14 protein-coding genes and 1 tRNA gene are annotated in these 19,637 nt (G+C 58.1%); all 15 read right to left on the reverse strand.

The window, feature by feature from the left end; genetic code table 11:
* Positions 1-94 precede the first annotated feature (94 nt).
* Positions 95-181 (reverse strand) — tRNA-Leu (locus tag NE562_RS10545).
* Between the two features lie 57 nt (positions 182-238).
* Positions 239-1,609, reverse strand: coding sequence for a sodium-dependent transporter (locus NE562_RS10550; protein ID WP_280962383.1), 1,371 nt, complete (start codon positions 1,607-1,609; stop codon positions 239-241).
* A 10-nt stretch (positions 1,610-1,619) separates the two neighbouring features.
* Complete coding sequence (gene tadA / locus NE562_RS10555) at positions 1,620-2,108, reverse strand: tRNA adenosine(34) deaminase TadA (protein WP_280962384.1); 489 nt, start codon at positions 2,106-2,108, stop codon at positions 1,620-1,622.
* Complete coding sequence (locus NE562_RS10560) at positions 2,105-3,169, reverse strand: rod shape-determining protein (RefSeq protein WP_305147452.1); 1,065 nt, start codon at positions 3,167-3,169, stop codon at positions 2,105-2,107. Before NE562_RS10560 ends, tadA begins: the two co-directional genes overlap by 4 nt.
* A gap of 107 nt (positions 3,170-3,276) precedes the next feature.
* Positions 3,277-5,535, reverse strand: coding sequence for an ATP-dependent RecD-like DNA helicase (locus NE562_RS10565; protein WP_280962385.1), 2,259 nt, complete (start codon positions 5,533-5,535; stop codon positions 3,277-3,279).
* Between the two features lie 27 nt (positions 5,536-5,562).
* Positions 5,563-5,862, reverse strand: coding sequence for a hypothetical protein (locus NE562_RS10570; RefSeq protein WP_280962386.1), 300 nt, complete (start codon positions 5,860-5,862; stop codon positions 5,563-5,565).
* Between the two features lie 194 nt (positions 5,863-6,056).
* The gene (locus NE562_RS10575) at positions 6,057-6,299 is read right to left on the reverse strand and encodes a hypothetical protein (RefSeq protein ID WP_280962387.1); all 243 of its coding nucleotides are present in this window, start codon (positions 6,297-6,299) and stop codon (positions 6,057-6,059) included.
* Positions 6,300-6,705: 406 nt separating this feature from the next.
* Positions 6,706-7,908, reverse strand: coding sequence for an elongation factor Tu (gene tuf / locus NE562_RS10580; protein WP_280962388.1), 1,203 nt, complete (start codon positions 7,906-7,908; stop codon positions 6,706-6,708).
* A gap of 82 nt (positions 7,909-7,990) precedes the next feature.
* Positions 7,991-10,096 (reverse strand): elongation factor G, encoded by a 2,106-nt coding sequence (gene fusA, locus NE562_RS10585; protein ID WP_280962389.1) that lies wholly within the window; start codon positions 10,094-10,096, stop codon positions 7,991-7,993.
* Between the two features lie 38 nt (positions 10,097-10,134).
* Positions 10,135-10,605, reverse strand: a complete 471-nt coding sequence (gene rpsG / locus NE562_RS10590) for a 30S ribosomal protein S7 (RefSeq protein WP_280962390.1) — start codon at positions 10,603-10,605, stop codon at positions 10,135-10,137.
* A gap of 186 nt (positions 10,606-10,791) precedes the next feature.
* Positions 10,792-11,211, reverse strand: coding sequence for a 30S ribosomal protein S12 (rpsL, locus tag NE562_RS10595; protein ID WP_280962391.1), 420 nt, complete (start codon positions 11,209-11,211; stop codon positions 10,792-10,794).
* Between the two features lie 54 nt (positions 11,212-11,265).
* Complete coding sequence (locus NE562_RS10600) at positions 11,266-11,517, reverse strand: ribosomal L7Ae/L30e/S12e/Gadd45 family protein (RefSeq protein ID WP_280962392.1); 252 nt, start codon at positions 11,515-11,517, stop codon at positions 11,266-11,268.
* 268 nt (positions 11,518-11,785) lie between these two features.
* Positions 11,786-15,325: a DNA-directed RNA polymerase subunit beta' gene (gene rpoC / locus NE562_RS10605; protein WP_280962393.1), complete on the reverse strand. Its 3,540-nt coding sequence runs from the start codon at positions 15,323-15,325 to the stop codon at positions 11,786-11,788.
* Positions 15,326-15,385: 60 nt separating this feature from the next.
* Positions 15,386-19,114 (reverse strand): DNA-directed RNA polymerase subunit beta, encoded by a 3,729-nt coding sequence (gene rpoB, locus NE562_RS10610; RefSeq protein ID WP_280962437.1) that lies wholly within the window; start codon positions 19,112-19,114, stop codon positions 15,386-15,388.
* Between the two features lie 268 nt (positions 19,115-19,382).
* On the reverse strand, positions 19,383-19,625 hold the full coding sequence (locus NE562_RS10615; protein ID WP_280962394.1) for a hypothetical protein: 243 nt from the start codon (positions 19,623-19,625) through the stop codon (positions 19,383-19,385).
* Positions 19,626-19,637 lie beyond the last annotated feature (12 nt).

Raw genomic sequence — 19,637 nt, forward strand, 5'->3', positions numbered from 1 at the left:
GCGGGTCTGCTCCGATAACGAAGAAACACCCCGTCCGGCTTAGAAGTCTCGCCGTATTGCGGCGGGGCTTCGTGCCATAAGGGGTGTTTCTGAGTGGTGCCGGTGACCGGACTCGAACCGGTACGCTGTCGCCAGCGGTGGATTTTGAGTCCACTACGTCTACCAATTCCATCACACCGGCAAAGATGGGGTGCAACAGAAATTATTATATCCTATTGCACCGCATTTTTCAAGTGTTTTAAGCAAAGAACTTATCTTTTATCCCAAGCGCAAAGATGATCAACACAATGACCGGAAGAATATAGCTGACATAGATGCGCATCCAGTCCTGCACCTTGATGCCGCCGCCTTCGTTGGCTTCCTCTTTAAACTTCTTCCAGCCCCAGCCGTAGCGGCTGGTACAGAACAGAAGGTAAACGAGCGAGCCGATGGGCAGCCACAGGTTGGATACGAGAAAATCCTCTAAATCGAGCACGGCGGACCCCGCGCCGAACGGCTGGAAGCCGCTCCACAGGTTGTAGCCCAGCACGCACGGCAGCGACAGCAGGATCATCAGCACGATGTTTACCGCCGCAACCTTTTTTCGGCTCGCGCCGGTCAGGTCCATACCGCAGGAGAGAATGTTCTCAAACACGGCGAGCACAGTGGAAAACGCCGCGAACGCCATAAAGACGAAGAACAGGCTGCCCCACAGGCGGCCAAGCGGAATATTATTGAAGATATTGGGCAGGGTGATGAAAATCAGGCTCGGTCCGCTGTCCGACGGCACGCCAAAGGAAAAGCAGGCCGGGAAAATGATCAGGCCCGCCGTGATGGCCACAAAGGTATCCAAAATACCGACGCTGACCGCCTCGCCCATCAAGGCGCGGCCCTTGCCGATATAGCTGCCGAAGATCGCCATCGCGCCGATGCCGAGCGAAAGCGTGAAGAACGACTGGTTCATCGCACCGACGATGGTCGCGCCAACACCGACCTCCGCCATGCGGGCAAAATCAGGCTTTAGGTAGAAGGAAAGGCCCTCGGACGCGCCATCCATCATGATGCTGTTGACCGCGAGCACAACCATGATCGCGAGCAGCGCGATCATCATCACCTTGGTCACGCGCTCCAGACCGTTTTGCAGGCCGAACGAGCAAATGCCAAAGCCGATGAGCACGACCAGCACCATCCAGCCGCCCATGACGAGCGGCTGCGAGAGCATTTCGGTAAAGGTGCCCGCCACCTGATCGGGCGACGCGCCGACAAAACGTCCCGACGCGGTCAAATAAAAATAATGCAGCATCCAGCCCGCGACGGTGGTGTAAAACATCATCAGCAAATAGTTGCCGATCATCGCGAGATAGCCGTGGATATGCCATTTCTGCCCCGGCTTTTCCAGCGCCTGATACGCCGCTACCGGACTTTTCTGGCTCGCGCGGCCAACGGCGAACTCCATCGTCATGATGGGCAGTCCGAGAATAATCAAAAAGAAGATGTAAAACAGTACGAATGCGCCCCCGCCGTACTGTCCCGCCATATATGGAAATTTCCACACGTTGCCGATACCGATCGCGCAGCCCGCCGACAGCAGGATGAATCCCAGCCGCGAGCCCAGTCTTTCTCTTTGCATACAATACCCCTTAGTTTGTTTTTGAGGCGTTTTTCGCGCCCCTTCCCCTCTTTTCGCGAAGCTTTTTAAAAAATGCCGTGAGGAGACCCGCGCAGGCCTCCTCCATGACGCCGCCGACCACGGCGGGCTTATGGTTATAGGGCAGCGCAAACAGATCGACCAGCGTGCCGCAGGAGCCGGCCTTTGGATCGCTTGCCCCGTAAATAACGGTGCGGATGCGGGCGTTGATTATGGCCCCCGCGCACATCGGGCAGGGTTCCAGCGTTACGTACAGATCGCATTGATGCAGCCGCCAGCCGCCAAGCTTTTTGCATGCCTTGCCGATCGCCTCGATCTCTGCATGGTGCAGGGCGTTTTTTTTGGTCTCGCGCCGGTTGCGCCCGCGGCCGACGATCTTGCCATCGCGCACCACGACGGCGCCGACCGGCACCTCGCCTTCCTCCGCCGCCTTCTGCGCCAGACGCAGCGCGGCCTTCATGTATTTTTCCTGCTCGGTCACTGCATCATCTGCCGCCGGCGGGAAAGATTCATGGTGCCATCCTGCATGGCTTGCAGGTTTTCCAGACAGTTGCCCGTGCCGTACGCGACACAGGAGATCGCTTCGTCCGCGATATGGGTCGGGATGCCGGTCTTGGAGGCGACCAGCTTGTCAAAGCCCCAAATCAGCGAGCCGCCGCCCGTCATCACGATGCCGTTGGTGGAGATATCGCCGGTCAGTTCGGGCGGCGTGCGCTCGATAACCCAGTGGATCGCTTCGATAATGGCGGCGCTGACCTCTTCCAACGCGTCGAGGATTTCGGTCGAGTTGACCGAAAAGGTGCGCGGCAGACCGGTCATCAGGCAGCGGCCCTTGACCTCCATCGTGACTTCCTCGGTGCGGGGATAGACACAGCCGATGCCCTTCTTGATCGCTTCCGCCGTGCGGTCGCCGATCAGCGCGTTGTGCTTGCGGCGCACGTACTTGACGATGGCTTCATCAAACTTATCGCCCGCGATTTTGATCGAGGTCGATTCCACGATGCCGCCAAGGGAAATGACCGCCACATCGGTCGTGCCGCCGCCGATATCGACGACCATGTTGCCGTTGGGCTTGGCGATATCGATGCCCGCGCCAATCGCGGCGGCCACCGGTTCTTCCACCAAAAACACGCGCTTAGCGCCCGCCTGCGTGCCCGCGTCGATCACGGCGCGCTCTTCCACTTCGGTAATGACCGAAGGCACGCAGATCACCAGATTGGGCTTGAACAGACGGAAGCCCTGTACCTTGCGGATAAATTCCTTGATCATGCGCTCGGTCATCTCATAGTCTGAAATGACGCCTTCGCGCAGCGGACGGATCGCGACGATATTGCCCGGCGTACGGCCCAGCATCTTCTGCGCGTCCGCGCCGACGGACAGTATTTTACCCGAAGCCTTGTCCACCGCCACAACAGAGGGCTCGTTCAGCACAACGCCCTTGCCCTTGACATAGACCAGCACGGTTGCGGTGCCGAGGTCAATCCCGATATCGCTTGAAAACAGCGAGAATTTTTTAGCCAGCGTTTCTAAAAAAGAGCCCATATCTATTCATCCTTACCTTTAAGCCAAATTTTCATTCATTACATTATAACCCAAGCAGGTCATGCTTTTCAAGGCTATTTGCAAATTTATTATCAATTTGCACCCATTTACCCCGAATTTTCCGTTTTTTCCGTCCCCGGCCGCCACTTGTCGCGCAGCCGCACCTTGAGCGCGCTGTAACGCCTGCCCTTCTGGTTATTATCCACCATGTAGGTAATGGTCTCGCCGCTGCCGACAATGACCAGCAGCCGCTTGGCGCGCGTGATCGCGGTATACAAAATATTGCGCGTGAGCAAACGGCGCGGAATGCCGCTGGACAGCGCCAGCACCACCGCGTCAAATTCGCTGCCCTGCGCCTTGTGCACCGTTACGGCATAGGCCAGTTCCAATTCGTTCAGCATGTCAAACGTATATGTAGCCAGCTTATCGTCAAAGCGGACGATCAGGCATTCCTGCTGCGGATAGATCCTGACGAGCTCGCCCACATCCCCGTTAAAGATACCGGTGCCCGCTTCTTCCTCGCCGCTTTTTTCCCATACGATATCATAATTGTTGCGCACCTGCATCACGCGGTCGCCTTCGCGGAACACGGTTTCGCCAAAGCGCTTTTCCGCCTTGTCCGCGCTTGGCGGGTTGAGCGCCTCCTGCAAGCGGGCGTTGAGCGGCGCCGTGCCGCTCCCTTGCCGTCTGGCGGGCGACAATACCTGAATCTGCGAAGGGGCAAATCCGTAGTGCTCGGGTAATCGCTTGACGCAGAGCTGCGCGATCGTTTCGATGACGGCCGCCGGGTCCGAGCGCTTCATGATAAAAAAGTCTCCATCGGCCGCAGACGCCCTCGGCATCCGCCCCGCATTGACCGCATGCGCGTTCATTACAATATCGGACTTTTGCGCCTGTCGAAATATCTCGGTCAGCTCGATCGTCGGCACGCAGTGCGAGCCGATCAGGTCCCGCAGAAAGTTGCCCGGCCCAACGGGCGGCAGCTGGTCCGCGTCGCCTACGAGGATTAATCGCGCGCCATAGGGCAGCGCTTCGATCAGCGCCTGCATCAGCGAGATATCGACCATGGATACCTCGTCCAAAATGACCGCGTCGCATTCGAGCGGATTGGTCATACTGCGCTGAAAGGCCAGCCGCCCGCCCGCGGCGTAACCCGCTTCCAGCAAGCGGTGTATGGTCTTGGCCTCCATCCCGGTCAATTCGGATAAGCGCTTGGCGGCGCGCCCGGTAGGCGCGGCCAGCAGCGTATTAAGACCGAGCGCCTCAAAAACCTCCAGAATGCCGCGCACCGTGGTCGTTTTACCGGTGCCGGGGCCGCCGGTCAGAATGACAAGGCCGTTTTTTGCCGCTTTCGCGATCGCCTGTTTTTGGTTTTCCGAAAACGGAAACGCGCTGTCCAGCTCCAATGCGGTTAGCAGCTCGTCCACATCAAAATCATATTCAAAGTTGCGTTCCGCCATATGGCACAGCGCTTCGGCCAAATAGGCCTCGGCTTCATGCATGGTACGCAGGTAAACCGCGTCCCGCCCGGCGATGAACTCCCGCACAAGCTTGCCTCCGTCGGCCAGCCGGTCGATGCTTTCCAGCGCGCGGTTTTCGTCGAATACCACATCGTCCTCGCTAAGCAGGGCGCACACCGCGCCCACCAGCTTTTCCACGGGAATAAACGTATGGCCGTTATCCAAATTAAAAGAAAGCGTATAAATCACGCCCGCGTCCGCCCGTTCCTCGGATAGCATGGACAGACCCAGATTAAACGCCAGCGCATCGGCCAGTTTAAAATCAATCTCGTAATAAGCGTCGCACAGCAGATAGGGGTTTTCACACAGCGCGTCGATCGCGCTTGCGCCGAGGCGCTTATAAAGCAGCGCGGTCAGCGAGAGCGGCAGCGCATGCTCGTTTAGAAAATCCATCAGCAGCCGCATTTCGCTCTGTTCCGTGAACTGGCGGCCAATCTCTTTCGCCTTGCGTTCGGTGATGCCGCGCAGCTCGGTCAACCGCTCGGGTTCGGCCATCAGGATATCAAAGGTATCCTCTCCAAACTTTTCGGCAATGCGCGCGGCGAGCCGTTGACCCACGCCGCGTATCAGGCCGGAGCCGAGATACTCCGCGATACCGCGCACCGACGAAGGCAGGCGGCGTTCAAACGCCTCGGTGGAAAACTGTTCCCCATAGGACGGATGCGTGACCCAAAAGCCGGTCAGAATCACCTGTTCCCCCAGTCCGATATTGGGAAAGGTGCCGGTCGCGGTAACCTCGCCCCCATCCTCGGACAGGAGACGCAGCACGGCATAGCCGTTTTCCGCATTGTAGAAAACGATCTGCTGCACCGTGCCGCGTATCATTACGTACTCTCTCTCGTCCACTTGCGCTTTCCCCAATCCTTGGCTTTATTAGTCCAGATACATGATGTCCTGCCGCACCGCCATATGCTTGGCGATATTCTGCCCTTGCCCGTTGCCGATCTCGACAAAGGTGATGGACAGACCGGGCAGGTACTGCCTGCGCATATGCAGCGCAACGCGAATGAGCTGCTCGGACGAGGCGTCGCAGCCATCGCCATAGAGCGTCAGCTCCGCGCTGCCGCGTTGACGCAGCACGCGCATGAACACAAGCTCATACACGGTATGCAGCACCGTATAAAACCCGACAGCGGCAAAAACGGCGAGCACGGTTTGCCAGAAAACAGACATGGTGTTCCCCTCCTGCATTCAGGCTATGCGCGCCCGTCGCCACGGGTTCCGATACTTATTTTATTTTATCACAGCATGGGGAAAAAGTAAATCACAGCGCCGCGCAAGCAGGCTTTTGCTTGCCGCCAAGGGAAAGCAAAAACAGGGGCCGCGACGTTTGGCGTTTCGTCGCAGCCCCTACAAGTCGGCGCTGCTTAAAGCTCGTGCTCGCCGCACCAATCGCGCAGGTCGTCGCTGTTGGTCCCGCTGATCGGATGCGCGTGTCCGCAATCGCGGTCATGCGGGCTGAGCGCCTTGCCGGTCGGGAACGCTTCATCCGCCGTCGGCGCGCCGCCCTGTGTGTCGCGCGCGGCCACGCTCGGCTTGGAAAGCTCCATCCACTCTATATTTTTCTTGGCCGAATCCAGTTGTTTTTGAGAAACCTCTTTCTTTTCCATGTGCAAAACCTCCTTTTGCACTTATTCTCCCGCGCAAAACAGGTTTTCACACATGCAAAAACTTCAAAAACAGGCAAAAGAGTGCCCGAACAAAATGTTCGGGCACTCTTCAGACTGTCAAAAATAGTTTTTTGACAGTCTGTCGATCGAAACAAAGCCCCATTTCGATCGAAAATTCCGGCTTCTGCGCGCGCCTTACAGGCACACTTGAAGTCGGTTTGTATAAAAACCGAGATACATGCTCCCGGTTTTTATGAATTTTGCCGCAAGCGGCAAAATCCTATTTTATGCGCGCTGCGGCGCGAGGGAGTTCTTTGACAAGCAAAAGAGTGCCCGAACAAAATGTTCGGGCACTCTTGAAAAGCGTTATAAATAACGGTTTTTCAAACTGCAAAGCAGCTTAAAATTACTCGTTGATCTTGATAACAACGCCGGAGCCAACGGTACGGCCGCCTTCGCGGATAGCGAAGCGGAGGCCTTCCTCGATAGCGATGGGGGTGATCAGCTCAACATCCATTTCAACGTTGTCGCCGGGCATGCACATCTCAACGCCTTCCGGCAGAGCGATAACGCCGGTAACGTCGGTGGTGCGGAAGTAGAACTGCGGGCGGTAGTTATTGAAGAACGGGGTGTGACGGCCGCCCTCTTCCTTCTTCAGAACGTAAACCTGACCGCGGAACTTGGTGTGCGGGTGGATGGAGCCGGGCTTAGCCAGAACCTGACCGCGCTCGATGTCGGTCTTCTGGATGCCGCGAAGCAGAGCGCCGATGTTGTCGCCAGCCTCAGCGTAGTCAAGCAGCTTGCGGAACATTTCGATACCGGTAACAACGGTCTTGCGGGGCGCTTCCATGAGACCAACGATCTCAACTTCTTCGCTCAGCTTCAGCTGACCGCGCTCAACACGGCCGGTAGCAACGGTGCCGCGGCCGGTGATGGAGAATACGTCCTCGACAGGCATGATGAACGGCAGGTCCGCCTTGCGCTCGGGGGTCGGGATATACTCGTCAACAGCGTCCATCAGCTCGCGGATGCACTTGTACTCCGGAGCGTTCGGATCCTTGGAGTCGGACTCCAGCACGCCCAGCGCGGTGCCGCGGATAACCGGCACGTCGTCGCCCGGGAAGTCGTAGGAGGACAGCAGTTCGCGAATCTCCATCTCTACGAGATCGAGCAGCTCCTCGTCGTCGACCTGATCGACCTTGTTCATGAATACAACGATATAGGGAACGCCAACCTGACGGGCAAGCAGGATGTGCTCGCGGGTCTGGGGCATCGGGCCGTCAGCAGAAGAAACAACCAGAATAGCACCGTCCATCTGAGCAGCGCCGGTGATCATGTTCTTAACGTAGTCAGCGTGGCCCGGGCAGTCGACGTGCGCGTAGTGGCGCTTGTCGGTCTGGTACTCAACGTGAGCGGTATTGATCGTGATGCCGCGCTCTTTCTCTTCCGGCGCCTTATCGATCGCGTCATAGGCCTGATACTCCGCGTCGCCCGCGAGAGCCAGAACCTTGGTGATAGCCGCGGTCAGCGTGGTCTTGCCGTGGTCAACGTGGCCGATGGTGCCGATGTTAATATGCGGCTTATTTCTTTCAAACTTTTCCTTAGCCATGGTGGATATCCTCCTCGTAATTTGAATTCTAAGTCATTGGTAGATTTATTCTACCGCAAATTGCAGAAAAATGCAATAGGTTTTAGTTATCGTTTTTGTTGCGCTGGTCGATGATCTTCTCCTGAATGTTCTTCGGCACCTCGGTGTAGTGGCTGGGCTGCATGGTGTACTGGCCGCGGCCCTGACTGCGCGAACGAAGCGTCGTGGCATAGCCGAACATTTCGGAAAGCGGGACGGCCGCCGCGATGGCCTGTACGCCGCCGCGCGCTTCCATGCCCTGAATCTGGCCGCGGCGGGAGTTCAGGTCGCCGATTACGTCGCCCATATACTCCTCCGGAACCATAACGTCAACCTGCATGATGGGCTCCATCAGCACCGGGTCGGCCTTCCGCATCGCTTCCTTGAACGCCATGGAACCGGCGATCTTAAACGCCATTTCGGAAGAGTCGACTTCGTGGTAAGAGCCGTCGTACAGCGTTACCTTCACGTCAACGACCGGGTAGCCCGCAAGGATACCGGCCTGCATTGCGCCCTGAATACCCTGATTGACAGGCTCGATATATTCCTTCGGAATCGCGCCGCCGACGATCTTGTTGATGAACTCGTAGCCCTTGCCGGACTCGTTCGGCTCAACAATGATCTTACAGTGGCCGTACTGGCCCTTACCGCCGGACTGGCGGGCGTACTTCTGATCCACATCAGCCGAACGGCGGATGGTTTCCTTGTACGCAACTTGGGGAGAGCCTACGTTTGCTTCCACCTTAAACTCGCGGAGCAGACGGTCGACGATGATCTCAAGGTGCAATTCGCCCATGCCGGCGATGATGGTCTGACCGGTTTCCTCATCCGTGTAGGTGCGGAAGGTCGGATCTTCTTCTGCCAGCTTGGAAAGCGCGATGCCCATCTTTTCCTGACCGGCCTTGGTCTTGGGTTCGATCGCAACGCGGATAACCGGTTCCGGGAACTCCATGGACTCGAGGATGATCGGATGCTTTTCATCGCAGAGCGTGTCGCCCGTGGTGGTGTTCTTAAAGCCTACGGCCGCCGCGATATCACCGGAGTAAACAACGTCGATATCCTGACGGTGGTTGGCGTGCATCTGCAGAATACGGCCCAGACGCTCACGGTTGTCCTTGGTGGCGTTGAGCACCGAGGAGCCGGCCGTGATCGTGCCGGAGTAAACGCGGAAGAAGGTCAGGCGGCCAACGTACGGGTCGGTCGCGATCTTGAACGCGAGTGCGGAGAACGGCGCTTCGTCGGAAGACGGGCGGGAGTCCTCTTCATCGGTCTTGGGGTTGATACCCTTGATATCCGGGATATCGGTCGGCGCGGGCATATACTCGATTACCGCGTCAAGCAGGGGCTGAACGCCCTTGTTGCGGTATGAGGTGCCGCACAGCACCGGAATGATCTCAACATTGCACACGCCCTTGCGCAGCGCGGCCTTGATCTCCGGAACGGTGATCTCCTCGCCCTCGAGGTACTTCATCATCAGATCCTCGTCAAGCTCGGCGACCGCTTCGATCAGCGCGTCGTGATACTCCTGCGCCTTTTCCTGCAGCTCCTCCGGGATGTCCTCGTCGCGGACGTCCTTGCCGAGGTCGTCATAGTAGACTTCAGCGCGCATGTTGATCAGGTCGACGATGCCCTTAAAGGTATCCTCAACACCGATCGGCAGCTGGATCGGCACGGCGTTGCACTTGAGGCGGTCCTTCATCATGCCGACGACATTGTAGAAATCGGCGCCCATGATGTCCATCTTGTTGACGAACGCCATACGCGGGACTTGATACTTGTCCGCCTGATGCCAAACCGTTTCAGACTGCGGCTCAACGCCGCCCTTGGCGCAGAATACGGTGACGGAGCCGTCCAGTACGCGCAGCGAGCGCTCTACCTCAACGGTGAAGTCAACGTGGCCCGGGGTGTCGATGATGTTGATGCGGTGCTCCGGGAACTGGTGCTGGGAACCGTCCCAGTGGCAGGTGGTCGCGGCGGACGTGATCGTGATGCCGCGCTCCTGTTCCTGCTCCATCCAGTCCATCGTCGCGCCGCCGTCGTGCGTCTCGCCGATCTTGTGGTTTACACCGGTGTAAAACAAGATACGCTCGGTGGTGGTGGTTTTACCGGCATCGATGTGGGCCATGATGCCGATGTTTCTGGTTCTTTCTAGGGAATATTCTCTAGGCATATTGCTCTCCTTTCAAAGCGTAGCGGGAAACGCCTCTATTAATAACGGTAGTGCGCGAACGCCTTGTTCGCTTCCGCCATCTTGTGCGTATCCTCACGCTTCTTGACAGCACCGCCCAGGCTGTTGCAGGCGTCCATGATCTCGCCGGCCAAACGCTCGCGCATGGTCTTTTCGCTGCGCGCGCGCGAATACTTGGTCATCCAGCGAAGGCCCAGCGTCTGACGGCGCTCGGGACGGACTTCCATCGGAACCTGATAGGTGGCGCCGCCTACACGGCGGGCCTTAACTTCGAGCGACGGCATGATGTTCTCCATCGCTTCGGTGAAAACCTCCAGCGGCTCCCGTCCGGTCTTTTCACGGATGATATCAAAAGCACCATAAACGACTTTCTGCGAAACGCCCTTCTTGCCGTCCAGCATGATCGAATTGACCAGCTTCGTGACGAGCTTGGAATTATAAAGCGGATCGGGCAGAACGTCTCTCTTGGGGACATTACCTCTTCTTGGCACTTTACTTCCCTCCTTCAAAAATATTTGATTTCATAGGTACTCCGGCCTTCTTATCAATTAAGAAAAACCGTTGTAATGCCTGTCCGAGGTGATATATCGGTTTCGGATATAAAACGCCCAGACAAAGCATGCTTGTGCTTTGCTCTGAAAATTTTAACTTTTCTCGCAAAACGTCAGCAGGTAAGCTTACTTGCCTGCCTTAGGTCTTTTCGCGCCGTACTTGGAGCGCGCCTGACGGCGATCCGCTACGCCCTGCGTATCCAGTGTGCCGCGGATGATGTGGTAGCGCACGCCAGGAAGATCCTTGACACGGCCGCCGCGAACCATAACGACAGAGTGCTCCTGCAGGTTGTGACCGATACCCGGGATGTAAGCGGATACTTCCATCTGGTTGGTCAGCTTGACACGAGCGACCTTACGAAGCGCGGAGTTCGGCTTCTTCGGCGTCATGGTTTTAACCGTCGTGCAAACACCGCGTTTCTGCGGAGCGGACTGGTCGGTGGCCTTCTTCTTCTGAGAGTTGTAGCCTACCTGCAGAGCCGGCGCCGTGGACTTGGCGGTGACTGCCTCGCGACCCTTACGGACGAGTTGGTTAAAAGTTGGCATTTTATTTCCTCCTTCTTTCAAAAGTGTTTATGAAAAAGCGCGTTTTGCGCAGTTTCAGCTGGTTTGGCGCAGAACCGTGACCACCGCGGCGCCGACATCAATACCGGCCGCGTCGCCCAGTTCCGCCATAGTGGTGATCTCGCTCACCTTGGTATTCGTTTCGCCGCAAAGCTCATAGATGGGTGCTGTGACGCGCTTTTCCGCGTCCAGCGCGACGAAGACCTCGGCGGCCGCGCCGTCCCGAATGGCTTTTTTCGACTGCTTCACACCAATGACCTTGTGCGCCGTGCGAAGTTCTGAAAGCATAGTAACCCTCCTATACGGCATACTACATTAGTATAGCGGTTTGCAGCAGCGAAGTCAAGCACTTTTCCAGATTTATCGTAGAAATTCACAGTATTCTCTCCCCCACGCCGCGCGCCGCAGCACGCATTCCAAAGGCAATGGCCAAAGCGCGCCGGAATCAAAATTCCGGTGTGCTTTGGGCGCGGGGATCGATTGCGAGCGCCGCTTGCAATCGAATAAAAACAGAGGAACGCCACAAAGCATTCCCCTGTTTTCCCTGTTTTATACCTTATAAGGAACTGTTGGAATCGAGATCCACCGTTTTTTCGTAATGACCGTCGCAGTACTCGGTCATGCCCGAACCGGCGGGGATCAGCTTGCCGATAATAACGTTTTCCTTCAGGCCCAGCAGCGGGTCGACCTTGCCCTTGATGGCGGCGTCGGTCAGCACGCGCGTGGTCTCCTGGAAGGACGCGGCGCTCATCCACGAATCCGTAGCCAGAGAAGCCTTGGTGATACCCATCAGCGTCGGCTCGGAGACCGCAGGCTGCAGGCCTTCCTCGCCCGCTTCGATACGGCTCTGCACCTGCTTGTTGCAGTCCTCAAACTCAAGCAGGTCCATGACCGAGCCGGGCAACACGGTCGCGTCGCCCGCGTCCTCAACGCGCACCTTGCGCATCATCTGGCGGACGATAACTTCGATATGCTTATCATTGATATCAACGCCCTGCTGGCGGTAAACCTTCTGTACTTCCTTGATCTCATAATCGTGCACGGCGCGCGGATCGAGGATGCGCAGAATATCGTGCGGGTTCAGCGCGCCGTCGTTGAGCTGCTCGCCCACGGCGACAGTCTGGCCGTCCTCCACGCGGATACCGGAGGAAGAAGCCAGCTGGTACGAAACCATTTCGCCGGAGTCGCGGTTGGTGATGTTGACGGTTTTGACCGTGGTGCGCTTGGATTCCTCGATCGAAACCACGCCGCCGATCTCCGCGAGGGTCGCGGCCTTCTTGGGCTTGCGCGCCTCGAACAGTTCTTCTACACGGGGCAGACCTTGCGTGATATCCGAACCGGCGACGCCGCCGGTGTGGAAGGTACGCATGGTCAGCTGGGTGCCGGGCTCGCCAATCGACTGGGCCGCGATAATGCCTACCGCTTCGCCCTTGCCGCACGGATTGCCAGTGGCAAGGTTCATGCCGTAACAATGGGTGCACACGCCCTTGCGCGCGCGGCATTCCAGAACGCTGCGCAGCTGCACGCGCTTGATGCCGGCGGCGATGATGCGGTCTGCGTCCGCCTCATCCAGCATTTTGCTGCTGGACACGATCAGATTGCCCGCGTCGTCCATGATATCGTTCACCGGGTAGCGGCCGAGCAAGCGCTCGCGCAGCGGCTCGATGATCTGGTTGCCTTCCTTGATGTCTTCTACCCAGATGCCCTTGACAGCGCCGCAGTCGTCCTCGCGGATGATGACATCCTGCGAAACGTCGACCAGACGGCGGGTCAGGTAACCCGAGTCGGCGGTACGAAGCGCGGTATCGGCCAGACCCTTACGGGCGCCACGCGCGGAGATGAAGTACTCGAGTACCGACAGGCCTTCACGGAAGTTGGACTTGATCGGGATTTCGATCGTCTTACCAGAGGTGGATGCCATCAGGCCGCGCATACCGGCCAGCTGACGGATCTGGTTGATCGAACCACGAGCGCCCGAGGTAGCCATCATCTGGATCGGGTTGAACTTCTCCATGTTGCCTTGCAGCGCCTTGGTGACTTCGCCCGTGGTCTTTTCCCACTCGGCAACGGTCAGGCGGTAGCGTTCGTCGTCCGTGATAAAGCCGCGCTTGTATTTCTTATCGATCAGGGCGACCTTCTTTTCAGTCTCGCCGATCAGCACCGGTTTTTCATCCGGAACCGACATATCGGCAACCGCAACGGTCAGCGCGCCCTTGGTGGAATACTTATAGCCCATGGCCTTGATCGAGTCCAGCACCTCGGCCGTGACGTTGAAGCCGTGCACGTGAATGCAGCGGTCGATGATCTTGCCAAGCTCCTTCTTGCCCGCGGTGAACATAATTTCAAGGTCCAGCAGCTTGTCGGGATCGGAACGGTCGACAAAGCCCAAATCCTGCGGAATGCGCTCGTTGAAGATCAAACGGCCCGGGGTTGCGTCGACCAGCTTGGAGATTTTACGGTCGCCCAGATCGCGCTCCATGCGCACCTTGATCGGCGCGTGGATGCCGACAACGCCCTGATCGTAGGCCATCAGCGCCTCGTCCGCGTTGCGGAATATCTTGCCGGTGCCCGGCTCGGTTTCGCGGTCAATGGTCAGGTAGTAAGCGCCAAGCACCATGTCCTGCGAGGGGATGGTGACGGGCTTGCCGTCCTGCGGCTTCAACAGGTTGTTCGCGGACAGCATGAGCAAGCGGGCCTCGGCCTGCGCCTCGGCGGAAAGCGGCACGTGAACCGCCATCTGGTCGCCGTCAAAGTCGGCGTTGAACGCGGTACATACCAGCGGGTGCAGGCGGATGGCGCGGCCCTCGACGAGGACGGGCTCGAACGCCTGAATGCCCAGACGGTGCAGCGTGGGCGCGCGGTTCAGCATGACTGGGTGGCCCTTGATGATGCCTTCCAGCACGTCCCAGACCTCGGTCTTAGCGCGCTCCACCATCTTCTTGGCGGACTTGATGTTGGAGGCGGTGCCGTCCTCGACCAGCTTCTTCATGACGAAGGGCTTGAACAGTTCGAGCGCCATCTCCTTGGGCAGGCCGCACTGATAAATCTTCAGGTCCGGACCAACGACGATAACCGAACGGCCGGAGTAGTCGACGCGCTTGCCCAGCAGGTTCTGGCGGAAGCGGCCCTGCTTGCCCTTGAGCATGTCGGACAGGCTCTTGAGGGCGCGGTTGTTCGGACCGGTGACCGGGCGGCCGCGGCGGCCGTTATCGATCAGCGCGTCCACAGCCTCTTGCAGCATGCGCTTTTCGTTGCGCACGATGATATCGGGCGCGCCCAGCTCAAGCAGGCGCTTTAAGCGGTTGTTGCGGTTGATCACGCGGCGGTACAGGTCGTTAAGGTCGCTCGTTGCGAAGCGGCCGCCGTCGAGCTGTACCATCGGACGGATCTCGGGCGGGATGACCGGTACGACGTCCATGATCATCCACTCCGGGCGGTTGCCCGAAAGGCGGAACGATTCCGCAACCTCAAGGCGCTTGATAAGCCGCAGGCGCTTCTGGCCGGAAGCCTCGTGCAGCTCGGCGGTCAGTTCCGCCGAAAGCTTATCCAGATCGAGCTCGGCCAGCAGAGCCTTGATCGATTCGGCGCCCATGCCGGCCTTGAAGTCATCCTCGTACTTTTCGCGCATGTCGCGGTACTCGGCTTCGGTCAGGATTTGCTTCTTCATCAGCGGCGTGTCGCCGGGATCAATGACGATATAAGAGGCAAAGTAGAGCACCTTTTCCAGTACGCGCGGGCTGATGTCGAGAATCAGGCCCATGCGGGACGGAATGCCCTTGAAATACCAGATGTGCGATACGGGCGCGGCCAGCTCGATGTGGCCCATGCGCTCGCGGCGGACCTTGGCGCGGGTGACCTCTACGCCGCACTTATCGCAGACCTTGCCCTTAAAGCGAACCTTCTTATATTTGCCGCAGTGGCACTCCCAGTCCTTGGTTGGGCCAAAGATACGCTCGCAGAAAAGGCCGTCCTTTTCAGGCTTGAGCGTGCGGTAGTTGATGGTTTCGGGCTTTTTCACCTCACCGTACGACCATTCACGGATCAGGTCGGGCGAGGCAAGGCCGATTTTTATGGCGTTGAATGTATGATATCCCATAAAGTTTTATGAGCTCCTTCCCTGTTTACGGACGATTTTGAACGGACTTTGCTCCTTCGGTCATTCGTCGAGGCCGTCGTCAAAATCGTCCCCGGCGGCGTCAAGGTCATCCTCGGTATCGTCGTCGGCGTCATCGTCATCCACCGCGGCGTCGGCGAACAGATCGCTGTCGCCGTCCTCGGCGTTGTTGATGCCGAAACCGGCCGCCACGAACTCATCATCCTGACCGGACACCGCGTGCTCCATCGGACGGATATAATCGGATTCATCCTCTTCATCGTCCGCCAGCTCGATGACATCCATATTTTCATCCAGCACCTGAATATCAAGGCACAGGCTCTGCAATTCCTTAACCAATACCTTGAACGATTCCGGAACGCCCGGCTGCGGTACGTTGTGGCCCTTAACGATCGCCTCGTAGGTCTTGACACGGCCGGTGATATCATCCGACTTGACGGTCAGGATCTCCTGCAGCGTGTAGGCCGCGCCGTACGCCTCGAGCGCCCAAACTTCCATCTCGCCGAAGCGCTGGCCGCCGAACTGGGCCTTGCCGCCGAGCGGCTGCTGCGTAACGAGCGAGTACGGGCCGGTCGAACGCGCGTGGATCTTATCGTCGACCAGATGGTGCAGCTTGAGGTAGTACATATAACCAACGGTTACCGGGTTATCAAACTTATCGCCGGTGCGGCCGTCGTACAGCACGCTCTTGCCGTCGCCGTTGTAACCGGCCTTAATCAGCGCTTCCTCGATGTCCTTCTCGTTCGCGCCGTCGAATACCGGGGTCTCGACCTTCCAGCCGAGCTTACGGGCGGCAAAGCCCAGATGCACCTCCAGTACCTGACCGATGTTCATACGGGAAGGCACGCCCAGCGGGTTGAGCACGATGTCGAGCGGGGTGCCGTCCGACAGGAACGGCATATCCTCCTGCGGCAAAATGCGGGATACAACACCCTTGTTACCGTGACGGCCCGCCATCTTATCGCCGACCGAGATCTTGCGCTTCTGCGCGATATAGCAGCGCACGACCATGTTGACGCCGGGCGACAACTCGTCGCCGTTTTCGCGAGTGAACACCTTGACGTCCACCACGATGCCGCTTTCGCCGTGCGGCGCGCGCAGCGAGGTATCGCGCACCTCGCGCGCCTTTTCACCGAAGATGGCGCGCAGCAGGCGCTCCTCGGCGGTCAGCTCGGTCTCGCCCTTGGGCGTCACCTTACCGACCAGAATGTCGCCCGCCTGCACTTCGGCGCCGACGCGGATGATGCCGCGCTCGTCGAGGTTGCGCAGCGCGTCCTCGCCCACGTTCGGGATATCGCGGGTGATCTCTTCCGGCCCAAGCTTGGTATCGCGGGATTCGGATTCGTATTCTTCAATGTGGATGGACGTGTAAACGTCGTCGCGCACAAGGCGCTCGTTCAGCAGAACGGCGTCCTCGTAGTTATAGCCTTCCCAGGTCATAAAGCCGATCAGCGCGTTCTTGCCAAGCGCGATCTCGCCCTGATCGGTCGAGGGGCCGTCGGCCAGAACGTCGCCCGCCTTGACGCGCTCGCCCAGCGAAACGATCGGTCGCATATTGATACAGGTAGACTGGTTGGAACGCAGGAACTTGGTCAGGTGATAGGTTTTTTCATCGCCCTTGTCGTACTTGACAACGACCTCTCGCGCGGTCACGCGGGTGACCACGCCGTCGCTTTCCGCCAGCGGGATGGTGCCGGAATCGACCGCGGCCTTGTATTCCATGCCGGTCGCGACGACAGGCGCTTCGCACTTTAAGAGCGGCACGGCCTGACGCTGCATGTTCGCGCCCATCAACGCGCGGTTCGCGTCGTCGTGCTCAAGGAAGGGAATGAAAGCGGTCGCGACGGAAACCATCATGCGGGGCGAAACGTCCATCAGATCGACTTCCTTGCGGTCGACCTCGATGATCTCATCGCGCATACGGCAGGTGATACGGTCGCGTTCCAGACAGCCGTTTTCGTCGAGCGGCTCGTTCGCCTGACAGACGATAAATTCGTCCTCCACGTCGGCGGTCATATACTGCACATCGCCGGTGACCTTACCGGTCTCCTTATCGATCACGCGGTAGGGCGCTTCAATAAAGCCGAAATCGTTGATGCGCGCATAAGTCGCCAGATAGGAGATCAAACCGATGTTCGGGCCTTCAGGGGTCTCGATCGGGCACAGGCGGCCATAGTGCGAGTAGTGCACGTCGCGCACCTCGAACGATGCGCGGTCGCGGCTCAGACCGCCGGGGCCGAGCGCGGACATACGGCGCTTGTGCGTCAGCTCCGCCAGCGGGTTGTTCTGGTCCATGAACTGAGAGAGCGGCGAGGAGCCGAAGAACTCCTTGATCGCGGCGGTGACCGGACGGATATTAATCAGGCTCTGCGGCGTGACGATATCCAAATCCTGAATCGTCATGCGCTCGCGGATCACGCGCTCCATACGGGAGAAGCCGATGCGGAACTGGTTCTGCAGCAGCTCGCCGACCGAACGGAGGCGGCGGTTACCGAGGTGGTCGATATCGTCCGTCGTACCGACGCCGCAGCCGAGGTTCAGCAGGTAGCAGATCGAAGCGAGCATGTCGTCCACGATGATGGTCTTGGGTACAAGCTCGGTCATGCGGGCGGTGACCTGCGCCTTCAGCGCTTCGCCCTGATTGTTCTCCATGATCTCCTTAAGGACCACAAAGCGGACCTTTTCCTTCAGGCCCAGCTCGGCGGCGGTAAAGCCGGTGTAGTCCTTGAAATCATCCGCGTCGACCATGCCGTTGCCAAACACGCGCACCGGGCGGCCTTCGCCGGATTCAATGGTAACGCCGTGCACACCGCGGCGCTCGAGCAGGCGCGCCTTCTCGCGGGAAAGGATCTCGCCTTCCTCCGCCAAGATTTCGCCCGTCATCGGGTCGGCAACGGGCACGAGCAGCTTGTGGCCCGAGATGCGCCGCGCGATGGCAAGCTTCTTGTTATACTTGTAGCGGCCGACGGCGGAAATGTCGTAACGGCGCATGTCGAAGAACATCGAATCCATCAGGTTGGTGGCGGACTCGACAGAGGGCGGCTCGCCCGGACGCATCTTCTTGTAGATCTCGATCAGCGCCTCGTCCGCCGTGGTGGCCGGGTCCTTTTCAAGGGTCGCGATGATGCGCTCATCCTCGCCGAACACTTCCTTGATCTCCGCGTCGGTCTTTACGCCGATTGCGCGAATGAACGAGGTGATCGGGATTTTGCGGTTTTTATCGATACGGACGTAGAAAACGTCGTTCGAGTCGGTCTCGTATTCGAGCCACGCGCCGCGGTACGGAATAACGGTGGCGGAAAGGATCGCCTTATCCGTCTTATCGAATTCCTTACCGTAATAGACGCCGGGCGAACGGACGATCTGCGAAACAATGGCGCGTTCCGCGCCGTTGATGATGAAGGTGGCGGAATCGGTCATGCGCGGGAAATCGCCCATGAAGATCTCCTGCTCCTTGATCTCGCCGGTCTCCTTATTGCGAAGGCGCATGCGCACCTTGAGCGGCGAGGCATATGTGGCGTCGCGCGCCTTGCACTCCTCCACCGAATACTTGGGCTCGTCGTCCATCGAATAATCGAGGAAGGAAAGCTCCAAATTACCGGTGTAGTCCGTGATGCTGGCAGTGTCCGAGAACACCTCTCGCAGGCCCTCGTCCAAGAACCACCGGTAGGATTTCTTCTGCACCTCGATCAGATTGGGCATCTCCAGAATCTCATCGATGCGCGCAAAGCTCTTTCGTGTGGTTTTGCCGTGCTGTACGTCTTTCACCATCATGTGCTTCAATCACTCCGTTTCTTTCGGCATTATTTTGATACGCCCGGCGGCGTGGCAAAATCTTTAAAATTGCTCTTGCAATTACAGATTCACCGTGATAACATGTATTTAGCTATTGGCAGAATCGTATCTAATTTGTCGAGCGTTTTATTATACCATAGAAATTTTGCCAATGTCAAGCATTTTATTGCACAGAAAAGCGGACAGAACACTCTGTCCGCTTGTTTTTTTGTCACAAAAGCGCGATAATAACGACATATATTATTCAGAACCGGCCCGCGCGCCGCAGAAAGCATTCGGCAAAGTGTACGCCCGCGCAAAAACCGCGGAAATAGTTTTCCCGCGTCAGCTTATCGCCTTCCGCCAGACCGATATCTTGCACACGGCGAAGCAAGCGCCGCTGTTCAACATTTAATTGGCGGCGCAATTCTTCGGAAAGCACCCTCTGCTCCGTTGGCACATCGAGGCATGCCATTCCTTCCTCATAAATGTCTTGCAAAATGCTCATCAAAGTACACTC

The sequence above is a fragment of the Butyricicoccus faecihominis genome, assembly GCF_024462775.1.
Taxonomy (GTDB): Bacteria; Bacillota; Clostridia; order Oscillospirales; family Butyricicoccaceae; genus Agathobaculum; species Agathobaculum faecihominis_A.

Coding starts and splice junctions, on each gene's coding strand:
- NE562_RS10550 (WP_280962383.1), bottom strand. CDS start 1,609: ATGCAAAGAGAAAGACTGGGCTCGCGGCTGGGATTCATCCTGCTGTCG.
- rpoB (WP_280962437.1), bottom strand. CDS start 19,114: ATGGTGAAAGACGTACAGCACGGCAAAACCACACGAAAGAGCTTTGCG.
- tuf (WP_280962388.1), bottom strand. CDS start 7,908: ATGGCTAAGGAAAAGTTTGAAAGAAATAAGCCGCATATTAACATCGGC.
- NE562_RS10615 (WP_280962394.1), bottom strand. CDS start 19,625: ATGAGCATTTTGCAAGACATTTATGAGGAAGGAATGGCATGCCTCGAT.
- rpsL (WP_280962391.1), bottom strand. CDS start 11,211: ATGCCAACTTTTAACCAACTCGTCCGTAAGGGTCGCGAGGCAGTCACC.
- NE562_RS10575 (WP_280962387.1), bottom strand. CDS start 6,299: ATGGAAAAGAAAGAGGTTTCTCAAAAACAACTGGATTCGGCCAAGAAA.
- rpoC (WP_280962393.1), bottom strand. CDS start 15,325: ATGGGATATCATACATTCAACGCCATAAAAATCGGCCTTGCCTCGCCC.
- fusA (WP_280962389.1), bottom strand. CDS start 10,096: ATGCCTAGAGAATATTCCCTAGAAAGAACCAGAAACATCGGCATCATG.
- NE562_RS10600 (WP_280962392.1), bottom strand. CDS start 11,517: ATGCTTTCAGAACTTCGCACGGCGCACAAGGTCATTGGTGTGAAGCAG.
- NE562_RS10560 (WP_305147452.1), bottom strand. CDS start 3,169: ATGGGCTCTTTTTTAGAAACGCTGGCTAAAAAATTCTCGCTGTTTTCA.
- NE562_RS10570 (WP_280962386.1), bottom strand. CDS start 5,862: ATGTCTGTTTTCTGGCAAACCGTGCTCGCCGTTTTTGCCGCTGTCGGG.